Genomic DNA, 20,945 nt, shown 5'->3' on the forward strand with positions numbered 1-20,945 from the left:
TGACATGCAGACCATCGATTTTTCCCCCTTTTATCGCTCCACCGTCGGTTTCGACCGGCTGTTCAACCGCCTCGACAGCCTGGGCGCGCAGGAAACCAAGACCTACCCGCCCTATAATATCGAGCGCACCGGCGAGGATGCCTACCGCATCTCGATCGCCGTAGCCGGGTTCTCCAATGGCGACATCGCCGTCGAGACCAAGGAGAACAGCCTGGTGGTCAAGGGCGCCAAGCCCGCCGAGAGCGGCGACACCAAGCGTGAATTCCTCCATCGCGGCATCGCCGAACGTGCTTTTGAGCTGCGTTTCCAACTGGCCGACTATGTCGAAGTTCACGGCGCCAGCCTCGAAAACGGGCTCCTGCATCTGGAACTGAAGCGCGAACTGCCCGAGAGCAAGAAGCCGCGCACCATCCAGATCAATGGTGGCACCCCCACCATCGAGGACAAGTCCGTCAACTAGCTCCGATCCGTCCCGAAGGGCTGGACGCGCCAGTGGCGCGTCCAGAGGTGAGGAGGCCACGAGAGCTATGCTCGAGTGGCGCTCGACTGCGGGCCTTAATGATCAAAAAGTTTCCGAAGTCCATCGGAAAAACAGAGGGCGTGGTCCGCAAGGGCCGCGCCCTTTCCATGTCCCGGCAGCATCGGGGTCCGACAGCGCCATCGACCGACGCCGCTGCGCTTGACCGCCTCGGGGACGGTGGCCCGTCAAATCCGCACTGAAAATAGGACTTTCCAGCGAAAACTGGGCCGCATACTCGCAAATCGGAGCTGACCCGCGGCAAATCATCCGCAAAGTCCTATAGTTTCCTATAGGCAAACACGGCAAAGTCCTATTTTTTGTGACGACAAAGCGGCAAAAGCTCTTGCCGCTTGTTTTGAATTATGCAAATGTGCCGCTCGTTAGGGCAGTATCTCTGTCCTATCTGATGCGTCGCCCCGCTCTCCGCGGCCAGCGCGCACGCTGGTCCGGCTGGCCCGCTACAGGATAGCGGAAACGGACAGGCGGGGCTAAACTGAAGCCCGAATTTTGAGCGGCCATTTGGATGCAGTGCCGCTCCCCAGAAATGGTCGCATTTGCTCATCCGAGCCGTACTCGTGTAGTACGACCCGCCTGAACACTGCGCTCCAGAGGAACAGGATGCATCCAGCGGGCCGGCCCCACCGGCAACAACAGGATGCGCACGCGACAGCAATAGCCCCAAAAGGGCGCCGAAAAGAACGAGGTTGAGCCATGGCAAACGTACGGACCGGAATTCCCGCCCAGTCGAGCACGGCCAATACCAAAACCTTGATTCTGGACGGCAAGCGCGTCACCGGCCGCCCGCAGGCCCAGGGTCTTTACGATCCGGCTCAGGAACACGATGCCTGCGGCATCGGCATGATCGCCAACATCAAGAACAAGCCCAGCCACGAAGTGGTGCAAAAGGGTCTCGAAATCCTCGAGAACCTCGAACATCGCGGTGCCGTCGGTGCGGACCCGCTGATGGGCGACGGTGCCGGCATTCTGGTGCAGACCCCGCACGCCTTCTTCAAGAAGGTGCTGCCGGTCGATCTGCCCGAAAAGCACCACTACGCCGTGGCCATGATTTTCTATCCGAATATGGATGGCCTGCGCGACCGCTGCGCCGCCCAGGTCCGCAAGTGTCTCGAACAGGAAGGCCTCAGCCTTCTGGGCGAGCGCGTCGTGCCCACCAACAATTCCAAGCTCAGCCGCGGCGTCATCGAGACGCAGCCGGTCATCGAGCAGATGGTCATTGCCCGCCCCGAGGGCCTGAGCCTCGACGAGTTCGAGCGCAGGCTGCTGATCGTGCGCAAGGTGATTTCCAACACCGTCTATCGCGAGATTCCCGAAAGCGACAGCGACAACGGCTTCTATGTCGTGTCCATGTCGGCCCGCACCATTGTCTATAAGGGCATGTTCCTGGCCGACCAGCTGGGCGCCTTCTATATGGACCTGCACGACGAGGCGTTCGAAAGCGCCATTGCCCTGGTGCACCAGCGCTTCTCGACCAACACCTTCCCCTCCTGGAAGCTGGCCCACCCCTATCGCATGACCACCCACAATGGTGAGATCAACACCATTCGCGGCAACGTCAACTGGATGGCCGCGCGCCAGGCCTCCGTGTCCTCGCCCAAGTTCGGCGACGACATCACCAAGATCTGGCCGATCTCCTATGAGGGCCAGTCCGACACCGCCTGCTTCGACAACGCGCTCGAATTCCTCGTGCGGGGCGGCTATTCGCTGCCTCATGCGGCCATGATGCTGATCCCCGAGGCCTGGGCCGGCAACCCGCTCATGGACGAAGAGCGCCGCGCCTTCTACGAATATCATGCCGCCCTCATGGAGCCATGGGACGGCCCGGCCGCCATGTCGCTTTCCGACGGCCGCTATGTCGTGGCGACGCTCGACCGCAATGGCCTGCGCCCCGCGCGCTATCTCGTCACCAAGGAAGGCCACGTCGTGCTGGCCTCCGAATCTGGCGTCCTCGATATTCCGGACGAAGACATCGTCGAGCGCTGGCGCCTGCAGCCGGGCCGCATGCTCCTGATCGACCTCGAAGAAGGCCGCATCATTTCCGACGAGGAAGTCAAGAAGGCGCTTGCCACCAAGAACCCCTATGCCGAATGGCTCGCCCGCAGCCAGATCGTGCTCGAAGACCTGCCCGCCACTGAGCGGCAGGCGCCCAAGAGCTCGGAGAGCCTGCTCGATCGTATGCAGGCCTTTGGCTATACCCAGGAAGACATCAAGCTTCTGATGGCGCCCATGGCCACCACCGGCCAGGAAGCCGTCGGCTCGATGGGCACGGACACGCCGATTTCGGCGCTCTCCAACAAGTCCAAGCTGCTCTACACCTATTTCAAGCAGAACTTCGCGCAGGTGACCAACCCGCCCATCGATCCGATCCGCGAGGAATCGGTCATGAGCCTGGTCAGCTTCATCGGCCCGCGCCCCAACATCTTCGATCTCGAAGGCGTGAGCCGCGAAAAGCGCCTGGAAGTGCGTCAGCCCATTCTCACCAACGAGGATCTCGAAAAGATCCGCGCCATCGGTGACATGCGCGACAACCAGTTCAAGACCAAGACCATCGACATCACCTATATGGCCGACAAGGGCGTTTCCGGCATGGAAGCGGCGCTTGAGGACATCTGCGCCATCGCCGAAGACGCGGTGCGGGGTGAATATAACATCATCATCCTTTCCGACCGGCTGGTCGCGGCCGACCGCATCGCCATTCCGGCGCTGCTGGCCACCGCCGCCGTCCACCACCACCTGATCCGCAAGGGTCTGCGCACCTCTTCGGGCCTGGTGGTGGAGACCGGCGAAGCCCGCGAAATGCACCATTTCGCCATGCTGGCCGGCTATGGCGCCGAAGCCATCAACCCCTATCTCGCCTTCGAGGCCCTGGCCGCCCTTCATGCCGAAGGTGAATATCCGCCGGAGGTTTCCGCCGACGAGGTCGTCTACCGCTTCATCAAGTCGGTGGGTAAGGGCCTGCTCAAGGTCATGTCCAAGATGGGCATTTCGACCTACCAGTCCTATTGCGGCGCCCAGATTTTCGACGCCGTCGGCCTCAACACCGATTTCGTCAAGAAGTACTTCTTCGGCACGGCTACTTCCATCGAGGGCGTGGGCCTGGGCGAAGTGGCCGAGGAAACCGTGCGCCGTCATCACGACGCTTTCGGTGACGACGCCGTATTGCGCAAGACGCTCGATGTCGGCGGCGAATATGCCTACCGCATCCGCGGCGAAAAGCATGCCTGGTCACCCGACCTCGTGGCCGACCTGCAGCATGCCGTACGCACCGCCGAAGAAAGCCCCGAGACCGCGCAGGACCGCTACAACAGCTTTGCCCACCGCGCCAATTCGGGCGAGAACGGCTATATGTCGATCCGCCACCTGTTCGACATCCGGCCCTTCGGCGAAGCCGTAAGCGTCGACGATGTCGAGCCGGCATCGGAGATCGTCAGGCGCTTCGTCACCGGCGCCATGTCCTTCGGCTCGATCAGCCGCGAGGCGCATACGACGCTCGCCATCGCCATGAACCGCATTGGCGGCAAGTCGAACACCGGTGAAGGCGGCGAAGAGCGCGATCGCTACAAGCCCCTGCCCGATGGCTCGCGCAACCCCCTGCGCTCGGCCATCAAGCAGGTCGCGTCCGGCCGCTTCGGCGTCACCACCGAATATCTGGTCAATTCCGATCAGATCCAGATCAAGGTCGCCCAGGGTGCCAAGCCCGGCGAAGGCGGTCAGCTGCCCGGCCACAAGGTCGACTGGATCGTCGCCAAGACCCGTCACTCGACCCCCGGCGTCGGCCTCATCAGCCCGCCGCCGCACCACGACATCTATTCCATCGAAGACCTGGCCCAGCTCATTTACGATCTCAAGAACGTCAACGAGCAGGCCGATATTTCGGTCAAGCTCGTGTCCGAGGTGGGTGTCGGCACGGTCGCGGCCGGCGTCGCCAAGGCGCGCGCCGATCACATCACCATTTCCGGCTATGACGGTGGCACCGGCGCTTCGCCGCTCACCTCGCTCAAGCATGCCGGCGGCCCTTGGGAAATCGGCCTCGCCGAAACCCACCAGACCCTCGTGCTCAACCGCCTGCGCTCGCGCGTGCGGCTGCAGGTCGATGGCGGTCTCAAGACCGGCCGCGACGTGCTGATCGGTGCCCTGCTCGGCGCCGACGAGTTCGGCTTCTCGACCGCGCCGCTGGTCGCGGCCGGCTGCATCATGATGCGCAAGTGCCATCTCAACACCTGCCCGGTTGGCGTCGCCACCCAGGATCCGGTGCTGCGCAAGCGCTTCAAGGGCACGCCCGAGCACGTCATCAACTATTTCTTCTTCATCGCCGAGGAACTGCGCGGCCTGATGGCAAGCCTGGGCGCCCGCACCCTCAACGAGCTGATCGGCCGCTCCGACCTGCTCGATCAGCGCCGGGTCCAGGATCACTGGAAGAGTGAAGGGATTGATCTGTCCAAGGTGTTCTTCAAGCCCGAACCCCTTGGCGGCGACAGCCTCTATCACACCGAAACCCAGGACCATCACCTCGAAGCCGTGCTCGATCGCAAGCTGATCGAACTGGCCAAGCCTGCCCTCGACAATGGCACGCCGGTGCAGATCGAATTGCCGATCCGCAGCCGCGACCGCTCGGCCGGCGCCATGCTGTCGGGCGCCCTGGCCAGGAAGTACGGCCATGAGGGCCTGCCCGAGGACACGGTGTCCATCACCCTGCGCGGCACGGCCGGCCAGGCCTTTGGCGCTTTCCTCGCCAAAGGCGTGTCAATCGACATGGTCGGCGATGCCAATGACTATGTCGGCAAGGGTCTTTCCGGCGGCCGCATCGTGGTGCGCCCGTCCGACAAGATCGGCATCGTGCCCGAACAGTCGATCATCGTCGGCAATACCGTGCTCTACGGCGCCACTGCCGGTGAACTCTATGCCCGCGGCATTGCCGGCGAGCGCTTTGCCGTGCGCAATTCCGGCGCCATCGCCGTCGTCGAAGGCACGGGTGATCACGGTTGCGAATACATGACCGGCGGGCTGGTCGTCGTCATCGGCCCGACCGGCCGCAACTTCGCGGCCGGCATGTCGGGCGGCGTCGCCTATGTGCTCGACGAGGACGAAACCTTCCGTAGCCGCTGCAACCTCGCCATGGTCGATCTCGAACCGGTGCAGGAGGAAGAAGACCTCATGCGCAAGCTCCACCACCATGGTGGCGATCTCGAATGGCATGGCCGTGTCGACATTTCCGGCGACATGACCAAGCATGACGACGAGCGCCTGCATCAGCTCATCTCCAATCACCTGCACTATACCGGCTCCACCCGGGCCAAGCAGATCCTGGAGCACTGGGCCGAGATGCGCGGCAAATTCGTCAAGGTCATGCCGGTCGAATACCGCCGCGCCATCCTCGAGATGGAAAAGAAGCGCGCCTCGGGCGCCTATGCGGCGGCGGAATAGAGCCGATGATGCGCATTTACGGGGACCTTGGGTCGGGCAACTGCCTCAAGGTCAAGTACATCGCCGATGCCCTGGGCATCGCCTATGACTGGACCGATGTGATCAGCGGCACCGGCGCGACCAGGACGCCCCAGTTCCTGGCGCTCAATCCCGCCGGGCAGGTGCCGGTCATCGCGCTTGACGATGGCCGCACACTGGCCCAGTCCAATGCCATCCTGCGCTATCTGGCGCGCAACAGCCGCTTCATCCCCAGCGATGATTTTCTGGCGGCCAAGATGGACGAATGGCTGTTCTGGGAGCAGTACAGCCACGAACCCTGCGTCGCGGTGGCCCGCGCGCATGTCGTTTATCGGGGTGGCACCATCGCCGACCGCGATCCGGCAATCGTGGCCCGCGCCGAAGCGGCGCTCGACCACCTCGACCGGGCGCTGGACGGCCGGTCATTCCTGGTGGGCGACACCATGACCATCGCCGACATCGCCCTGTTGGCCTATACCCGTCTTTCCCCTGAAGGCGGCTTCGATTTGCGCACGCGTCCGCAGCTCTTGCGCTGGATCGCGACATGCGAACATGAACTTGGTCTGCCGGCGTTGGGGAACGCGGCACAGCAGCAGGAACAGGCCCATGGGTAAGGTAACAGGCTTTCTCGAGATCGACCGCGAAGAGCCCCGCTACGAGCCGGCCTCCGACCGCATCCGCCACTGGGGCGAATTCACCATTCCCCTGTCCGAGGGCCGGGTGGTGGATCAGGCCGCCCGCTGCATGGATTGCGGCATCCCGTTCTGCCATGGCGACACCGGCTGCCCGGTCCATAACCAGATCCCCGACTGGAACGATCTGGTCTATTCCGGTGATTGGGAAGAGGCCGCGCGCAACCTGCACTCGACCAACAACTTCCCCGAATTTACCGGCCGCATCTGCCCCGCCCCCTGCGAGGAAGCCTGTACGCTCAACCTTGAAGACGTGCCCGTCGCCATCAAGACCGTCGAACAGGCGATTGCCGACCGCGCTATCCGCAATGGCTGGGTCAAGCCGCAGCTGCCCAAGGCCAAGACCGGCAAGTCGGTGGCCGTGATCGGCTCGGGCCCGGCCGGCATGGCCGCGGCCCAGCAGCTCGCCCGCGCCGGACACGACGTGCATGTCTATGAGCGCGAACCCAAGGCCGGCGGCCTGATGCGCTATGGCATTCCCGACTTCAAGATGGAAAAGGACCATATCGACTTCCGCGTCACCCAGATGGAAGCCGAGGGCGTCACCTTCCACTATGGCGAGAACATCGGCGTCACCCGCCCGCTTTCGGACCTGCAGGCGCGCCATGATGCCGTGCTGCTCGCCGGTGGCGCCGAGCGTCCCCGCCCGGTCGATGTCGATGGCCGCGATTTCAATGGCGTGCATTTCGCCATGCCCTTCCTGGTCCAGCAGAACCGCCGCGTCGGTGGCGAGGACGTTTCGGGCGAGTTCCAGCTGTCCGCGGCCGGCAAGCATGTGGTCGTCGTGGGCGGTGGCGATACCGCCAGCGACTGCGTCGGCACCAGCTTCCGCCAGGGCGCCATTGCCGTGACCCAGCTCGACGTGCGTCCCATGCCCCCGGAACTGGAAAACAAGCTCACCAACTGGCCCAATTGGGCGGTCAAGATGCGCACCTCGTCCAGCCAGGCCGAAGGCGCCATTCGCGAGTTCTCCGCCGGCACGATGAAGATCGTTGGCGATGCCAAGGGCCAGGTGACCGGCGTCGAATGCGCCCGCGTCGACCGCAAGCGCGTGGCCATTCCCGGCAGCGAATTCCTCATCAAGGCCGACCTCGTGCTCCTGGCCATCGGCTTCGCCGGTCCGGTTGCCGAGGGCATGTTGACCGAACTGGGCGCCGATCTCGACAAGCGCGGCAATCTCTTTGCCGACACGCTGAGCTACAAGACGTCCGTTCCCAAGGTCTATGCCGCTGGCGACATGCGCCGCGGCCAGTCCCTCGTCGTCTGGGCCATCCGCGAAGGCCGCCAGGCTGCCCGCTCGATCGATTTCGATCTCATGGGTAAGACCGATCTGCCGCGGTAACGCAAAAGCACCGCGCTGCCCTCGGGCTTGACCCGAGGGCCGCTTTCCGCCAGCACTCCGCTGCGTAGACCTCATGGTGAGCCTGTCGAACCACGAGGTCGGGGACGCATGGACAGCACGACTGCGCCCCACCCGTCGACAGGATCAGGATGAGGTTCGCTGGCCATGCCCCAAGCTCCCTATACCGTCGACCAACTGATTTCCGCCAAGGCCATTGCTGCCCGCGTCGAGGCCCTGGCCGCCGAAATCACCGAGACGTTCAGGGATACCCACAAGCTGGTCGTCGTCGGCCTCCTGCGCGGCTCGTTCATTTTCATTGCTGACCTGGTGCGCGAGATCGATCTGCCGGTGGAGGTCGATTTCCTTGAGGCCTCATCCTATGGCGACGCCATGGAATCGAGCCGGGAAGTGCGCATCCTCAAGGACTTGCGCGGCGAAATCCACGGCCGCGACGTGCTGGTGGTGGAAGACATCATCGACACCGGCCACACGCTCAAGCACGTGCTCGAAATCCTCGAAACCCGCCATCCCCGCCGCATGGAGGTCTGCGCCCTGCTCAACAAGCCCAGCCGCCGCGAAACCGAAGTCCCCGCGCGCTGGATCGGCTTCGACATTCCCGACGAATTCGTCGTCGGCTACGGCATCGACTACGCCCAGCGCAACCGCAACCTGCCCCATATCGGCAAGGTAAGGTTTACCGGGGGGTAGAGCGAGCCTCGGGACTTCGACACCCACGGGCCGTCACCCTCGGGCTTGACCCGAGGGCTCTGCACTTGTCGATCTTCGCGTGAAGTAGAGTCCCCTCGGGTCAAGCCCGAGGGTGACGCCCGGTGTTTGGGAACGGACGCCCCTACATCACCGCGCCGACTTGCCAGGGCACGAATTCATTGTCCCCATAGCCGAGCGCTTCTGACTTGGTCTTTTCGCCCGATGCTACCTTGAGCATCAGCTCGAAAATCTCCTGGCCCTTGGCCTCGATGCTGACGCCCTCGACGATATCGCCGCAATTTACGTCCATGTCCTCGGTCATGCGGCCATAGAGTTCCGAATTGGTCGCCAGCTTGATCGAGGGCACCGGCTTGCAGCCATAGGCCGAGCCGCGCCCGGTGGTGAAGGCCAGCACATTGGCGCCCCCGGCCACCTGGCCGGTCGCCGAGACCGGATCGAAGCCGGGCGTGTCCATGAACACGAACCCCTTCTCGGTGACCTTTTCGGCATATTCATAGACCGCCGCCAGCGGCGTCGAGCCGCCCTTGGCGGTGGCGCCGAGCGACTTTTCGAGAATGGTGGTGAGCCCGCCCAGCTTGTTGCCCGGGGAGGGATTGTTGTTCATCTCGCCGCCATTGCGGCTGGTATAGCTTTCCCACCACTTGATGCGCTCGATCAGCTTTTCGCCCACCGCGCGCGACACGGCACGCCGCGTCAGCATATGTTCGGCGCCATAAACCTCCGGCGTTTCCGACAGGATCGCCGTGCCGCCATGGCGCACCAGCGTATCCACCGCCACGCCCAGTGCCGGATTGGCGGTAATCCCCGAATAGCCGTCCGAGCCGCCGCATTGCAGCGCCAGCGTCAGGTGGCTGGCATCCACGGTTTCGCGCCGCGCCTTGGCCGCCACCGGCAGCATGTCCTTGATGCGCTCGACACCCCAGTCGATCATCTTCCGCGTGCCGCCGATCTCCTGGATCGTCATGGTCTGGAAGGTGTCGGTTTCCTTGAGGTTGTAGGCCTCCTTCATCCGGTCGATCTGGAAGGCCTCGCAGCCAAGACCCACCAGCAGGGCTGCGCCAAGATTGGGATTGGACGTATAGCCCCACTGCGTGCGGCGCAGAATCTGGTAGCCCTCTCCATGGGTGTCCATCGCGCAGCCGGTGCCATGCACGAAGGGGATAACGCCGTCGATCTCGGGATAATCGTCGAGAATGCCCGAGCGGTTGATGGCGTCGGCCATGAACTTGGCCACCGTGGCCGAGCAGTTCACCGAGGTGAGGATGCCGATATAATTGCGTGTGCCCACATCGCCATTGGCTCGCCGGAAACCTTCAAAGGTCGCCCGCTGCGCCTGGGGCACCATGTCCACCGGCGCGGCGCCCTCGGCAAAGGCATAGTCGTGCTCCAGCGAACCGTCCGGGCCACCCATGCCGCAATTGTGCTCATGCACCCAGTCGCCCGGCGCGATGGCCTCCTTGGCAAATCCGATGATCTGCCCGAATTTCATCACCGCCTCGCCGGCGCCAATGGCCCGCGTGGCAAACTTGTGCCCGCGCGGCACCCGGCGGATGATGGCGACGCCCTGCGCCGTTTCCGTGCCGATGTCGAGATTGGCCAGCGCCACCGCAATATTGTCTGCGGCATGGAGCACGAGCGTCTTGCCTTGCGGGCGCGTCATGGTGTCTGTCATCTGCGGGGCCTTTGCAGTCGTGGGGGCGTGTTGTCCGGAGCCAGGCGCCCGGTCATTGCATTCGAGCGGGGGAACCGGCATTGTCATTCAACACCGCACTAACTAACATGTTAGCATGAAAACGGAAGCCGGTCCCTACGATTTTCTCCCCGCGGCGGGCACATTCTCGCGCGGCAGCGTCACGCTCGACGTCACCAATACCCTGCGCCACGCCATCGTCACCCTGGCCCTGCCGCCCGGCGCCACGCTCGACAAGTCGGCCCTGTGCCAGCAATTGGGCGTCTCGCGCTTTCCGGTCAGCGAAGCGCTGGCGCGCCTGGCCGAGGAGGGCCTGGTCGATATCGCGCCCCAGCGCGGCTCGACCGTCTCGCTGGTCAAGATTGCCGACGTGCGGGAATATATGCTGATCCGCAAAGGCCTTGAGGGCGAGGCGCTGCGCGTCCTCATCGGCAAGCACGATGCCGAAGTCATCGCGGCCCTGCATGCCAATATGGCAGCCCAGCGCGAGGCCGCATCCCGCGACGATGCCGAGACCTTTCACCAGATCGACGTCGATTTCCACGACGTGCTGTTCCGCGCCATGCGCCTGACCAAGGTCAAGGCCATCATCGACAAGGCGCGCGCCAATCTCGATAGGGCCCGGCGCCTCATCATCACGCCGCGCCGTCTCAACCACACCATTGCCGAGCATCAGGCGATCTTCGACGGCATCCTGGCGGCCGATGCGCCACAGGCCATCACCGCCATGCGGGCTCATATCGATGCGGTCATGGTCGAGCTTTTCGCCTTCGCCCAGGATCACCCCTCGCTGTTCGCCGACGGCGACGCCTTTACCGCCGAGGACAATGATTTTCCCTTCGGCTGATGCGCCAGGCATCCGCCATCCCACGTCAGGTTACCCAACATGCTCAAGAACATCCCGCCCCTGCTCGGTCCCGATCTCCTGGCCACCCTGCGCGCCATGGGCCATGGCGATGAGATCGCCATCGTCGATGCCAATTTTCCGGCCGAATACCTCGGCCCCGATGTCATCCGTGCCGATGGCATCCCGGCCACAGACATGCTCGATGCCGTGCTGACACTGCTGCCGCTCGACGATTTCGTCGAGGAAGCGGCCATCGGCATGGCCGTCGTTGGCGACGCCGGCGCCCGCCCGCCGATCTTTGACCTGTTCGAGACCATCGTCCGGCGCCACGAACCGGCCAAGTCCTTCACCACCATCGAACGCTTTGCCTTTTACGACCGCGCCCGCACCGCATCCGCAGTGATCCAGACCGGCGAGGCGCGTCTCTATGGCAATATCATCCTCAAGAAAGGCGTCATCCGTTCCGCGGATTGACGCTTTGCCGCAAACCAGCCTCGACAGGCTAACATGTTAGCACTATGACGAGGCAGAAATCCAAAGCCCCTGCCACCTCCCCCTTGATGGGGGAGGTAGCGCAGCTAGGCCGATCGGCCGTAGCGAAGCTAGGTGGGGGTGACGACGGGCACCATGCTCGCGTTCATCCCAATCCGAGGAGACCCCGCAATGAAACTGCTCCGTGTCGGCGCCAAGGGCGCTGAAAAACCCGCCATTCTGGCCGCCGATGGCTCGATCCGCGACCTGTCCGGCATCGTCGCCGATATCGGTGGCAGCACGCTCGAACCGGCGGGGCTCGCCAGGATCGCCGGCACCGATATCGACATGCTGCCAAAGCTCGACGCCTCCGAGCGCATCGGCCCCTGCGTCGCCAATGTCGGCAAGTTCATCTGCATCGGCCTCAACTATGCCGACCACGCCGCCGAAACCGGCGCCAAGATCCCCGAAGAGCCCATCATCTTCATGAAGGCCACCAGCGCCATCATCGGCCCCAATGACGATGTCATCATTCCCAAGAATGCCATCAAGCCCGACTGGGAGGTCGAACTGGCCGTCGTGATCGGCAAGGAAGCCCGCTATGTCGAGGAAGCCGATGCCATGGATCATGTGGCCGGCTATTGCGTCTGCAATGACGTGTCGGAACGCCATTTCCAGACCGAGCGTGGCGGCACCTGGGACAAGGGCAAGGGCGCCGACACCTTCGGCCCGATCGGCCCCTGGCTCGTGACCAGGGACGAAGTCGCCGATCCCCAGAACCTTTCCATGTGGCTCGAAGTCGACGGCAAGCGCTACCAGAACGGCTCCACCAGGACCATGATCTTCGGCGTTGCCAAGGTCGTGTCCTATGTCAGCCAGTTCATGAGCCTGCAGCCGGGCGACATCATCACCACCGGCACCCCGCCGGGCGTCGGCATGGGCATCAAGCCCGAGCCGGTCTGGCTCAAGCCCGGCAATGTCATGCATTTGGGCATCGAGGGGCTCGGCGAGCAGACCCAGAACGTCAAGGCCTATTCGGCCTGACACCCTCTCCCTTTGGGGAGAGGCCGGCGCGTAGCGGCGGATGAGGGAGCCTTCCTTCCGCCTTCAGGGCCTTCTCCCCTTGTGGGAGAAGGTGGCTCGCGCACGGCGCGAGACGGATGAAGGGCCCCACTACCTCAACGAAAACCCCTTCGAGCTCACCGAAAAATACCGGCCGATGAGGCCGGCAAGCGGCGGCCAGTTCATCACATTGACGGTGAGGTCGCGCATCCACACATGCGCGCGGCTTTTTGGCACGAACCAGTCCGCCATGCGTCGGCCGGCGCGTTGCTTGTCGAGTACCAGCGGCCGCAATTGTGCTTCATAGCGCGCCAGTGCGCCTTCGATGTCCCCGGTGCCATCAAGGGCCTGGCCCAGCGCCCGCCCACCGGCAATGGCCAGAGACGCCCCCTGCCCCGCCACGAGCGACACGGCGTGGGCCGCATCCCCGATCAGGACGACCCGTTTGTCGTGCCAGCGCGGCATGACGATCTGCGCCACCACGTCATAGTAGATTTCGTCCGGGCCCGGCATGGCGGCCAGCGCCGCCGGCACCACCCAGCCCAGATCGCCAAACGCCCGGGACAACACCGGCCGTGGGTCACGCGGCCGCTCCACCCCTTCTGCCCGTAGCACAAAGAACACCATGATCTGGTTCGGCTCGACTTCATAAAGTCCCACCAGCCGTTCCTTGATCGCCACCATCTTGAAATCACCGGCCAGTTCCGCCGCGACCTGGGCGCTCCCGAAGAAATAGGCGGATGTGTGAAAGCCGAGCGGCCGGATGAACGCGTGTTCGTCGCCAAAGACCTTCTGCCGCGTCGAAGAATGAATGCCCTCCGCACCCACCAGCAGGTCGGCATCGAGAACCGCCCCATCACGCAGGGTCAGCCGCACACCGTCGGCGCGGTTTTCCAGCCCCGTAATCGTGGTGACGTACCGCAGCGACACCTGATCCGGCAGGGCGGCGTGCAGCGTGCGCTCGATATCCCCGCGCAGGATCGGAAACAGTTTGTCGCCGGTCGCCCGCCGAATCTGCTGATAGTCCATGGACGATCCGGGGCGGCCATCGCCGTCCACGAAGTCCAGCCGCCCCACCGGACGTGCCGCTGCCCTCAGCCCCTCCAGCACGCCGAGATCCTGCGCGGCCTCATAGCCGGGTCCGTAGAAATCGAGCATATAGCCGCCATCACGCAGTCCCGGTGCCTTTTCCAATAAAATGACCTGCCAACCGGCACGCGACAGCGCCAGAGCCGCGCTGAGCCCGGCAATGCCGGCACCCGACACCACGGCCTTCATGGTGCGTCATCCGGGCAGATCATGTCCACCAACCGCCCCCAGGCACTGGTCTGGTCGTCCGCCTGCTCGGCAAACAACTGCCGGTGCAGGGCCAGTCCGTCACCGGTTATCAGGATCAGTTCCGCCATGGCCCGGCGTTCGGCCGGCGGGAAGCGATCTGGCGCGAGTTCGGCAAGCACGGCTTCGAAATGCGCGCGCGCCGCCGCAATGATCTCTGCCAGCCGGTTGCGCAGCCGCGCGTCGGTCCGGGCGCGGGCGACAAAACCGAAATAGGCGCCGGCCAGGGCCGGGTCGGCCTCCACCGTGCCCGTCGTGTCGGCCCCCAGAGCCAGCAGCCAGTCGCGCAGCGCCATGCCGGGCGCCGGCCACATGCTGGGCATGCCCATAATGAACGCCTCGAAGGCCTCGAGCACGATGTCCTCAAGCCTGGGGAAATGGTGAAACACATTGGCCTTGCTCACCCCGGCCCGCCCGGCCAGTGCCGAGGCGGTAAGGGCCTCGCTGCCGCCTTCGGCCAATAGCGCAACCGCCGCTGCCACGATGTCCCCTCGCTTGCTCGATTTGACCATCCCAGTCTCCTGTTCTGCACTTTATATACTGACCGATCGATCGGTCTGCAAGTGTGACTCGAAGTTTTTCGCCTTCGGGCACGCTCAGTCGTCCTGCGGCCTTGTTCTCACCGGCATGGGCGGCTATGGCGGTTCCGGGATTGGGAGGACGCTCTGTGACCACCTTTGACAACACCCTCAACGCCGACGGCGCCCTGATTGTCGGCGCCGGCCTTGCCGGCCTCTTCACCGCGCTCAAGCTCGCGCCGCGTCCGGTCACCGTGCTCTCGCCCAAGCCGCTGGGCACCGGCGCCTCATCGGCCTGGGCCCAGGGCGGTGTGGCCGCGGCCATGGGCGAGGATGATTCCTCGCACGCCCATGCCCTCGACACCGAAATGGCCGGGGCCGGCATTGTCGATCACGGCATTGCCGAAAGCGTCACCGCCGAGGCCGTCGCCCGCATCGAAGATCTGGCCCGCTGGGGCACGCCCTTTGATCGCGACGATTTCGGCAATTTCGAGCTGGGCCGCGAAGCCGCCCATTCCGCCAATCGCATCGTCAAGGTCGAGGGCGACAGGGCCGGCTGGGCCATCATGCAGGCCATTATCGCCCAGGTCCGCAAGACCCCCTCGATCCGCGTTGTCGAAGGCATTACCGCCTTGAGCCTGGCCCGAGACAATGGCCGCATTGTCGGTGTCTATTGCCGCAAGCTCGGCGACCGCTATTCCGAACCCGTTTTCATCCGCGCCCGCGCCACCATCCTGGCCGCCGGGGGGCTGGGCGGTCTCTACGCCGTCACCACCAATCCGCCCGGCGTGCGAGGCCATGCCCTGGGCATGGCCGCCCGGGCCGGCGCCCTTATCGCCGATCCCGAATTCGTCCAGTTTCATCCCACCGCCATTGCCACCAATGCCGATCCGGCGCCGCTCGCCACCGAGGCCTTGCGCGGGGAAGGCGCCATTCTCGTCAACGATATGGGCGAGCGCTTCATGCCCGCCATCCACCCCGATGCCGAACTGGCGCCGCGCGACGTGGTCGCCCGCGCCAATTTCCGCCAGATCCAGTCGGGGCGCCGCGTCTTCCTCGACACCAGGGCTGCCCTGGGCGCCGACATCCTGACGCGCTTCCCCACGGTCTCGAAATACTGCGCCGATGCCGGCATCGATCCGGTCAATGGCACAATCCCAGTCACCCCCGCCGCGCATTTCCACATGGGCGGGGTCAAGGTCGACGAACGCGGCCGCTCCTCGCTGCCCGGCCTCTGGGTCTGTGGCGAAGCCTCCTGCACGGGCCTGCATGGCGCCAATCGCCTGGCCTCCAATTCCCTGCTCGAGGCGGTCGTCTATGGCGCCCGAATCGCCGAGGATATCGGCGGCCTGGAGCCGGCACGCGAGCTCAGTCCCTTCCGCGGCATCGAATGGGACGAGCAGGAAGGCAATCGCGCCGAGGAAGCCCTGCGCAATACGGCGGCCGTGCAGGACCTGCGCCGGGTGATGACCGATCTGGTCGGCGTCGAGCGCGATGCCGAGGGGCTGAAGCAGGCTCTGCGCGATATTGCCCGGCTCGAAGCCAATGCCGAGCGCGTCACCAGCGCCTATCTCAACATGACCACTTCGGCGACGCTGGTGGCGGCAGCCGCGCTCAGGCGCACCGAAAGCCGCGGCGGCCATTTCCGCACCGATTTCCCCGACACCAGCGAAACCTGGGAGCACCATACCGAAATGACGCTGGACGAGGCCCTGTCCATCAGGGCCGGCGCCTGACTATTCCGTCAGCAGGTAAGTCGCGAGCGCGGTGAGATCGTCGTCGGTCCAGTGCGAGGTGGAATCACTGATCACCTCGCCCATGGAACCGCCCAGCACATCAAAACCCGGCGTAAAGCCGTCCTTGAGCGTCTGCACCAGCGTTGCGACGTCATAGCCCTCGGCAACCAGGGCTTCGGCCGTCAGGGCGGGTGCGCGGCCCCCGGTACCGCCCGGCGAGCCCGTAAGCGCCTGGTCCCATTCCAGCGCCCCGACCGCATTGCGCGGCGTGTGGCAGGCCACGCAATGGGCCGGACCATAGGCCAGGTACTTGCCGCGATTGTAGAGGTCGGACTGGTCCGGATCCGGCTCGAACCGCGCCGGCCGGAAGAACAGGTTCTGCCAGCCGGCCATGGCCAGCCTGATATTGAACGGGAACGGAATATCGCTGTCCGCCGCCGGTGTCGCCACCGGCTCGGTCGCCATCAGGGCGGCAAAAAGATCGACGATCTCCTGGTCGCTCATCAGCGTGTAATTCTCATAGGGAAAGGCCGGATAGAGGTGCCCTTGCGGCCCCATGCCATTGCTCATGGCATCGGAAAACTGCTGCACGGTCCAGCTGCCGATGCCCGCCTGGGCATCGGAGGTGATATTGGGCGGCACAAAGGTGCCGAATGGCGTTTCCAGTCCGGCACCACCCGCAAGATACGCGCCGCCATTGGCCGCGTCGGTATGGCAGGCGACACAGCCGCCAAGCCGGATGAGATAGTCACCGCGCGCGGCATCGCCAACCAGTGTCAGGTCACGCGCCGGACCGCTCACCGGCTTGAGGAGATAGGCGGCGGCCCCGAGGCCTACCACCGCCAAGACACCCAATACCAACCAGGTCTTTTTCATGCCCTGCCCTCATCGCACCCTGTGCGCAGTTTGAGCAGAACATGCCGTCCCGCGCAATCGGGGGCGCGGTCAGCGGGCACCCAGATCGAGCAGGGCCGCAATTTCGGCCTTGCGCGTTTCCGCCACCAGGCGCCCCAGTTCGCTCGTGCCACGCATCAGCACCAGTGTCGAGCGCCGGGGAATGGCCAGGTTACGCGCCAGCTCTGAATTGCCATAGGTGTCCCAGTCGACCCGCAATATTGTGATGCCGGCATAGGCCGCGCTTTCCGCCTGCAGGGCATCAAGAACCCGCTGCTGCGCCGCGCATGTCGGGCACCAGCTGGCGTGAAAATTGATGACATAGGGCGCGCCGCTGGCCTCCAGGCCCGCCAGCTCGCTGCCGGTAAAATCGATGAAATCCAGCGCGGAAACCGGCACGGACAAAAGTCCGGCTCCAGCCAGCCCGCTCAGGGCGCCCAGGAAGTGACGACGTGTAAGCATGGTTTTCTCCTCAGATGCTGACGGACAGATCGACCAGCCAGACCGGCAGCACGCCCAGTGCCCAGGCTTCGATCAGCCGGTCGATGCGAAAGATGATGGCGAGCCCGACAACCACCAGGCCAAGGCCCAGCGCGGTCTTGGCGTGCGGCGCCAGCTGCATGAGCGCGGCGCGGCGGCCAGCAAGGGCGGCGCGCGTGCCATAGGCGAGCGCCAGCACGATGCTGGCAGCGCCAAGCGCGAAAGATCCCATGATCAGCCCGGCATGGATGAGGTTCTCCCCCTGTGCCGCAAGCCCGATGGCGCCGCCCAGCGTCGGCCCGATACAGGGCGACCAGGCCAGGCCCAGCAAGGCGCCCGCCGCTGCCTCGCCCCAGAGCCCACGCCCCTCCACCTGCCCAAGAAGCCGCGTGCTGCCGCTGGCCGTGGCGCCGGCAAGCCGGGAAAACTGCGCCTGTAGCGGCGGGGTCAGCATGATGAGACCGAAGCCGAGCATGATCCAGCCTGCGGCAAGGGCGATGACGTCCTGGGGCAGGCCGAATGCCCGCGTCACCGCAAAGGCGCCAAGGCCGGCGAGGGTGAAGCTCAACGCCATGCCCCCGGCCATGGCCAGGGGCGCCAGCCGATGCCGCGCCAGGGCGCTTGCCCCGATCAGCGGCAACAGAGGCAGCACGCAGGGATTGATCAGCGTCAGCAGACCTGCAGCATAGGCCAGAATATAATCGATCAAGGACGTCCCCCCGAAGCGGCTTCATCAGCCATTCGGGCATCGGGGGTAAAAGGTTACAGCCTTGTCCCCTCAGGCGGCCAGAACCGCATCGACCTCGGCCCGGTTGGGTGGCTGGCACCCCTTGCGGCCGCAATTGATGCCGGCCACCACCGCCCCGAAGCCGAGCATGGCGTCGAGTTCGGTATTGGTGAGGCCCGCCATCGGCTCTTGGCCGAGCCGGTCATTGTCCTTGAGCCAGGTCAGGATGCCTGCCATCAGGCTGTCGCCCGCCCCCACCGTGTCACCGAAGACCGGCGGGGCATGGATCGGCGCCGAGCCATGCGCGGCGCGCGAAAAGGCGCGGCTGCCATGTTCGCCCAGCGTCACCACGACAAGCGCGCAATTGGGCCGCTCCAGAAGCTCGGTCGCATGGGTTTCGATACTCTTGCCCGGCTCGAGCCATTCATGGTCTTCCTCGGACAGCTTCACCAGATGCGCCCGATCGAGAAACTGGGAGAGCCGCGCCCGGTACCCGGCCTCGTCATCGACCAGCTTGTCGCGCACATTGATGTCGAACGACACCGTGGCACCACGCGCAATGGCCTGGTCGACCACGTCGCGCCAGACCGCCGCATCCGCCTCGAGAATGGGGCAGAACCCCCCGATCTGATAGAGCGTCACCGCCTCCGGCAGCGCCGCCAGCAGCCCCTCGCGGGTAAAAGCCCGATCGGCGCCGCGCTCGAACACGTAGCTGGCCTGCATCTTGTCATTGAAGGTGACGATGGCCTTGGTGGTGGGGGCCGCAACCCGGTCCTTGAGCAGCACCGCGACGCCATTTTCCGCCAGTGGCGTCAGCAGCAGATCACCATATTCGTCCTGGCTGATGGGGCAGAGAAAACCCGTGTCGTTGCCGAGCCGGCTCAGCGCAATGGCACAGTTGAAAGGCGAACCGCCTGCCAGCGCCACGCGCTCGGCATCGGCACCCGCGCCGGTCGGCACCAGATCGATCAGGCTCTCACCACCCACGACAAACATTACGCATCTCCCTCGGTCGTGGTGCCAATACCATTTTCATCGCGCTTGTCACCAGATGCTTGCCCGCCTGCCCGGGCACGAGGCACAAAAAAGCCCGGGACACGTCCCGGGCTTCTCGGTCAAGTTTCCGCCAGAGCTTAGCTCAGGGTGAAGTACTTCTGGCGAGCCGCCAGGAACAGCGAGTCGGTGCCGTCGGTCTTCTGGCGGACCACGTTGAGCGCGGAGATGAAGCTCTCGGCGGTCTTCTTGGTCAGCGCATCGCCGCTTTCGCGGATTTCCGTCAGCAGTTCGGTAGCGGCCTTGGCGCCGGCTTCCAGGATTTCGTCCGGGAACTGCTTGATCTGCACACCGTGCTCGCTGACCAGCGACTGCAGGGCACGCGGGTCATTGGCGGCGAAGTCGGCAGCCACGTTGTCGTACTCGGCCTGGCAGCAATCCTTGACGATGGCCTGCAGGTCCCCCGGCAGAGCCTGGAACTTGGCCTTGTCGACCACCAGTTCGGTGGCCAGGCCCGGCTCGATGAAGCTGGGGAAGTAGTAGTTCTTGGCGATCTGGTAGAAGCCGAGCGCCAGGTCGTTATAGGGACCGACGAATTCGGCGGCATCCAGCGTACCCGACTGCAGCGCGGCAAAAATTTCGCCGGCGGCGAGGTTGGTCACCGAGGCGCCAAGCTTGGCCCAGACCTGGCCACCCAGACCCGGGGTACGGAAGCGCAGGCCCTGCACGTCGGCAACGCCGGTCAATTCGTTCTTGAACCAGCCACCAGCCTGGGTGCCGGTATCGCCGGAGAGGAAGCCCTGGACGCCGAACTGGTCGTAGATTTCGTCCCAGATTTCCTGACCGCCCATGTGGCGGACCCAGCCGGTCAGCTCGCGGCTGGTCATGCCGAACGGCACGCCGGTGAAGAAGGAAAGGCCCTGGCTCTTGTTCTGCCAGTAATAGGCGGCGCCGTGGCTCATTTCGGCCGAGCCGTCGATCACCGCGTCGAGGGCCTGCAGGCCCGGAACCATTTCGCCGGCGGCAAAGACCTGCACGGTCAGCCGGCCGCCCGAAGCGGCGGTGATGCGATCGGCAAGGCGCTGTGCGCCCACGCCCAGGCCGGGGAAGTTCTTCGGCCAGGTGGTAACCATGCGCCAGTTGATATTGCCCTGGGCAATGGCCGGTGTTGCAAGGCCGGCAGTCGCCACGGCCGCACCCACCGCAGACACACCTGCGGTCTTGAAGAATTCGCGTCTTTTCATACTGTCCTCCCAGACAGGTTGCGGGATGGTTCCTCCATCCCTGAACTTTGTTGCGGCCCATCCCGAAGACCGCTCGGCGCACGCGCGCGAAGTCATAGTCAACCCACAGTGCGCTCTTCTGTCCAGTGGTCCTTTGGCAAAGACGGCAAATCTGGGGCAATCCTACCCAATACTACGCAGAGCCAGCCGCGGTTCTATGCTAGTA

General features: G+C 64.6%; 17 protein-coding genes. 9 read left to right on the forward strand and 8 right to left on the reverse strand.

Translation table 11 applies throughout. The features are described from left to right. Window positions 1-4: 4 nt before the first annotated feature. The 5 genes from KIT02_RS10000 (at window position 5) to hpt (ending at window position 8,722) form a co-directional block, all read left to right on the forward strand. Complete coding sequence (locus KIT02_RS10000) at window positions 5-460, forward strand: Hsp20 family protein (protein WP_297577465.1); 456 nt, start codon at window positions 5-7, stop codon at window positions 458-460. Window positions 461-1,231: 771 nt separating this feature from the next. Further along, window positions 1,232-5,962, forward strand: a complete 4,731-nt coding sequence (gltB, locus tag KIT02_RS10005; protein ID WP_297577468.1) for a glutamate synthase large subunit — start codon at window positions 1,232-1,234, stop codon at window positions 5,960-5,962. Window positions 5,963-5,970: 8 nt separating this feature from the next. After that, window positions 5,971-6,594 carry a glutathione S-transferase family protein gene (locus KIT02_RS10010; protein ID WP_297585235.1) on the forward strand — a complete coding sequence of 208 codons (624 nt, stop codon included), beginning with the start codon at window positions 5,971-5,973 and terminating at the stop codon, window positions 6,592-6,594. Then, a complete protein-coding gene (locus KIT02_RS10015) occupies window positions 6,587-8,014 on the forward strand; it encodes a glutamate synthase subunit beta (protein WP_297577470.1) in 1,428 nt (475 codons plus the stop codon). The genes KIT02_RS10010 and KIT02_RS10015 overlap by 8 nt, the downstream gene beginning before the upstream one ends. Before the next feature lie 165 nt (window positions 8,015-8,179). Next, complete coding sequence (gene hpt / locus KIT02_RS10020; protein WP_297577472.1) at window positions 8,180-8,722, forward strand: hypoxanthine phosphoribosyltransferase; 543 nt, start codon at window positions 8,180-8,182, stop codon at window positions 8,720-8,722. A 142-nt stretch (window positions 8,723-8,864) separates the two neighbouring features. On the opposite strand, the gene KIT02_RS10025 is transcribed toward hpt, so the two are convergent. Beyond that, window positions 8,865-10,403, reverse strand: coding sequence for an altronate dehydratase family protein (locus KIT02_RS10025; protein ID WP_297577475.1), 1,539 nt, complete (start codon window positions 10,401-10,403; stop codon window positions 8,865-8,867). Between the two features lie 127 nt (window positions 10,404-10,530). On the opposite strand from KIT02_RS10025, the gene KIT02_RS10030 reads away from it, so the two are divergent. The 3 genes from KIT02_RS10030 (at window position 10,531) to KIT02_RS10040 (ending at window position 12,795) form a co-directional block, all read left to right on the forward strand. Next, window positions 10,531-11,280, forward strand: a complete 750-nt coding sequence (locus tag KIT02_RS10030) for a GntR family transcriptional regulator (protein WP_297577478.1) — start codon at window positions 10,531-10,533, stop codon at window positions 11,278-11,280. A 39-nt stretch (window positions 11,281-11,319) separates the two neighbouring features. Then, complete coding sequence (locus tag KIT02_RS10035) at window positions 11,320-11,754, forward strand: RbsD/FucU domain-containing protein (RefSeq protein ID WP_297577481.1); 435 nt, start codon at window positions 11,320-11,322, stop codon at window positions 11,752-11,754. 189 nt (window positions 11,755-11,943) lie between these two features. After that, the gene (locus tag KIT02_RS10040) at window positions 11,944-12,795 is read left to right on the forward strand and encodes a fumarylacetoacetate hydrolase family protein (RefSeq protein ID WP_297577484.1); all 852 of its coding nucleotides are present in this window, start codon (window positions 11,944-11,946) and stop codon (window positions 12,793-12,795) included. Window positions 12,796-12,924: 129 nt separating this feature from the next. Here KIT02_RS10040 and KIT02_RS10045 read toward each other — a convergent pair whose 3' ends face one another. Both KIT02_RS10045 and KIT02_RS10050 read right to left on the reverse strand, forming a co-directional pair. Continuing rightward, window positions 12,925-14,091, reverse strand: a complete 1,167-nt coding sequence (locus KIT02_RS10045; protein WP_297577487.1) for an FAD-dependent oxidoreductase — start codon at window positions 14,089-14,091, stop codon at window positions 12,925-12,927. Further along, complete coding sequence (locus KIT02_RS10050) at window positions 14,088-14,660, reverse strand: TetR/AcrR family transcriptional regulator (protein ID WP_297577490.1); 573 nt, start codon at window positions 14,658-14,660, stop codon at window positions 14,088-14,090. Before KIT02_RS10050 ends, KIT02_RS10045 begins: the two co-directional genes overlap by 4 nt. Before the next feature lie 155 nt (window positions 14,661-14,815). Between KIT02_RS10050 and KIT02_RS10055 the strand changes: the two genes are divergently transcribed. Further along, complete coding sequence (locus KIT02_RS10055) at window positions 14,816-16,402, forward strand: L-aspartate oxidase (protein WP_297577493.1); 1,587 nt, start codon at window positions 14,816-14,818, stop codon at window positions 16,400-16,402. Here KIT02_RS10055 and KIT02_RS10060 read toward each other — a convergent pair whose 3' ends face one another. The 5 genes from KIT02_RS10060 to KIT02_RS10080 all read right to left on the reverse strand — a co-directional run bounded on the left by KIT02_RS10060 (window position 16,403) and on the right by KIT02_RS10080 (window position 20,740). Continuing rightward, window positions 16,403-17,278, reverse strand: a complete 876-nt coding sequence (locus tag KIT02_RS10060) for a cytochrome c (protein WP_297577496.1) — start codon at window positions 17,276-17,278, stop codon at window positions 16,403-16,405. It lies immediately after the preceding gene. 69 nt (window positions 17,279-17,347) lie between these two features. Continuing rightward, window positions 17,348-17,758 (reverse strand): thioredoxin family protein, encoded by a 411-nt coding sequence (locus KIT02_RS10065; RefSeq protein ID WP_297577498.1) that lies wholly within the window; start codon window positions 17,756-17,758, stop codon window positions 17,348-17,350. A 10-nt stretch (window positions 17,759-17,768) separates the two neighbouring features. Further along, the gene (locus KIT02_RS10070; RefSeq protein WP_297577501.1) at window positions 17,769-18,485 is read right to left on the reverse strand and encodes a cytochrome c biogenesis protein CcdA; all 717 of its coding nucleotides are present in this window, start codon (window positions 18,483-18,485) and stop codon (window positions 17,769-17,771) included. 69 nt (window positions 18,486-18,554) lie between these two features. Continuing rightward, on the reverse strand, window positions 18,555-19,499 hold the full coding sequence (locus KIT02_RS10075; protein ID WP_297577504.1) for a carbohydrate kinase: 945 nt from the start codon (window positions 19,497-19,499) through the stop codon (window positions 18,555-18,557). A gap of 137 nt (window positions 19,500-19,636) precedes the next feature. Next, window positions 19,637-20,740: a TRAP transporter substrate-binding protein gene (locus KIT02_RS10080; protein ID WP_297577507.1), complete on the reverse strand. Its 1,104-nt coding sequence runs from the start codon at window positions 20,738-20,740 to the stop codon at window positions 19,637-19,639. Window positions 20,741-20,945 lie beyond the last annotated feature (205 nt).

The sequence above is a fragment of the Devosia sp. genome, assembly GCF_025809055.1.
In the GTDB taxonomy this organism is placed as follows: domain Bacteria; phylum Pseudomonadota; class Alphaproteobacteria; order Rhizobiales; family Devosiaceae; genus Devosia.

What these genes read in the sequence shown, in the direction of transcription:
- KIT02_RS10060 (WP_297577496.1), bottom strand. Translation starts at nt 17,278, where the DNA reads ATGAAAAAGACCTGGTTGGTATTGGGTGTCTTGGCGGTGGTAGGCCTC.
- KIT02_RS10035 (WP_297577481.1), top strand. Translation starts at nt 11,320, where the DNA reads ATGCTCAAGAACATCCCGCCCCTGCTCGGTCCCGATCTCCTGGCCACC.
- KIT02_RS10025 (WP_297577475.1), bottom strand. Translation starts at nt 10,403, where the DNA reads ATGACGCGCCCGCAAGGCAAGACGCTCGTGCTCCATGCCGCAGACAAT.
- KIT02_RS10000 (WP_297577465.1), top strand. Translation starts at nt 5, where the DNA reads ATGCAGACCATCGATTTTTCCCCCTTTTATCGCTCCACCGTCGGTTTC.
- KIT02_RS10015 (WP_297577470.1), top strand. Translation starts at nt 6,587, where the DNA reads ATGGGTAAGGTAACAGGCTTTCTCGAGATCGACCGCGAAGAGCCCCGC.
- KIT02_RS10030 (WP_297577478.1), top strand. Translation starts at nt 10,531, where the DNA reads ATGAAAACGGAAGCCGGTCCCTACGATTTTCTCCCCGCGGCGGGCACA.
- KIT02_RS10040 (WP_297577484.1), top strand. Translation starts at nt 11,944, where the DNA reads ATGAAACTGCTCCGTGTCGGCGCCAAGGGCGCTGAAAAACCCGCCATT.
- KIT02_RS10065 (WP_297577498.1), bottom strand. Translation starts at nt 17,758, where the DNA reads ATGCTTACACGTCGTCACTTCCTGGGCGCCCTGAGCGGGCTGGCTGGA.
- KIT02_RS10050 (WP_297577490.1), bottom strand. Translation starts at nt 14,660, where the DNA reads ATGGTCAAATCGAGCAAGCGAGGGGACATCGTGGCAGCGGCGGTTGCG.
- KIT02_RS10010 (WP_297585235.1), top strand. Translation starts at nt 5,971, where the DNA reads ATGCGCATTTACGGGGACCTTGGGTCGGGCAACTGCCTCAAGGTCAAG.
- hpt (WP_297577472.1), top strand. Translation starts at nt 8,180, where the DNA reads ATGCCCCAAGCTCCCTATACCGTCGACCAACTGATTTCCGCCAAGGCC.
- gltB (WP_297577468.1), top strand. Translation starts at nt 1,232, where the DNA reads ATGGCAAACGTACGGACCGGAATTCCCGCCCAGTCGAGCACGGCCAAT.
- KIT02_RS10075 (WP_297577504.1), bottom strand. Translation starts at nt 19,499, where the DNA reads ATGTTTGTCGTGGGTGGTGAGAGCCTGATCGATCTGGTGCCGACCGGC.
- KIT02_RS10080 (WP_297577507.1), bottom strand. Translation starts at nt 20,740, where the DNA reads ATGAAAAGACGCGAATTCTTCAAGACCGCAGGTGTGTCTGCGGTGGGT.
- KIT02_RS10045 (WP_297577487.1), bottom strand. Translation starts at nt 14,091, where the DNA reads ATGAAGGCCGTGGTGTCGGGTGCCGGCATTGCCGGGCTCAGCGCGGCT.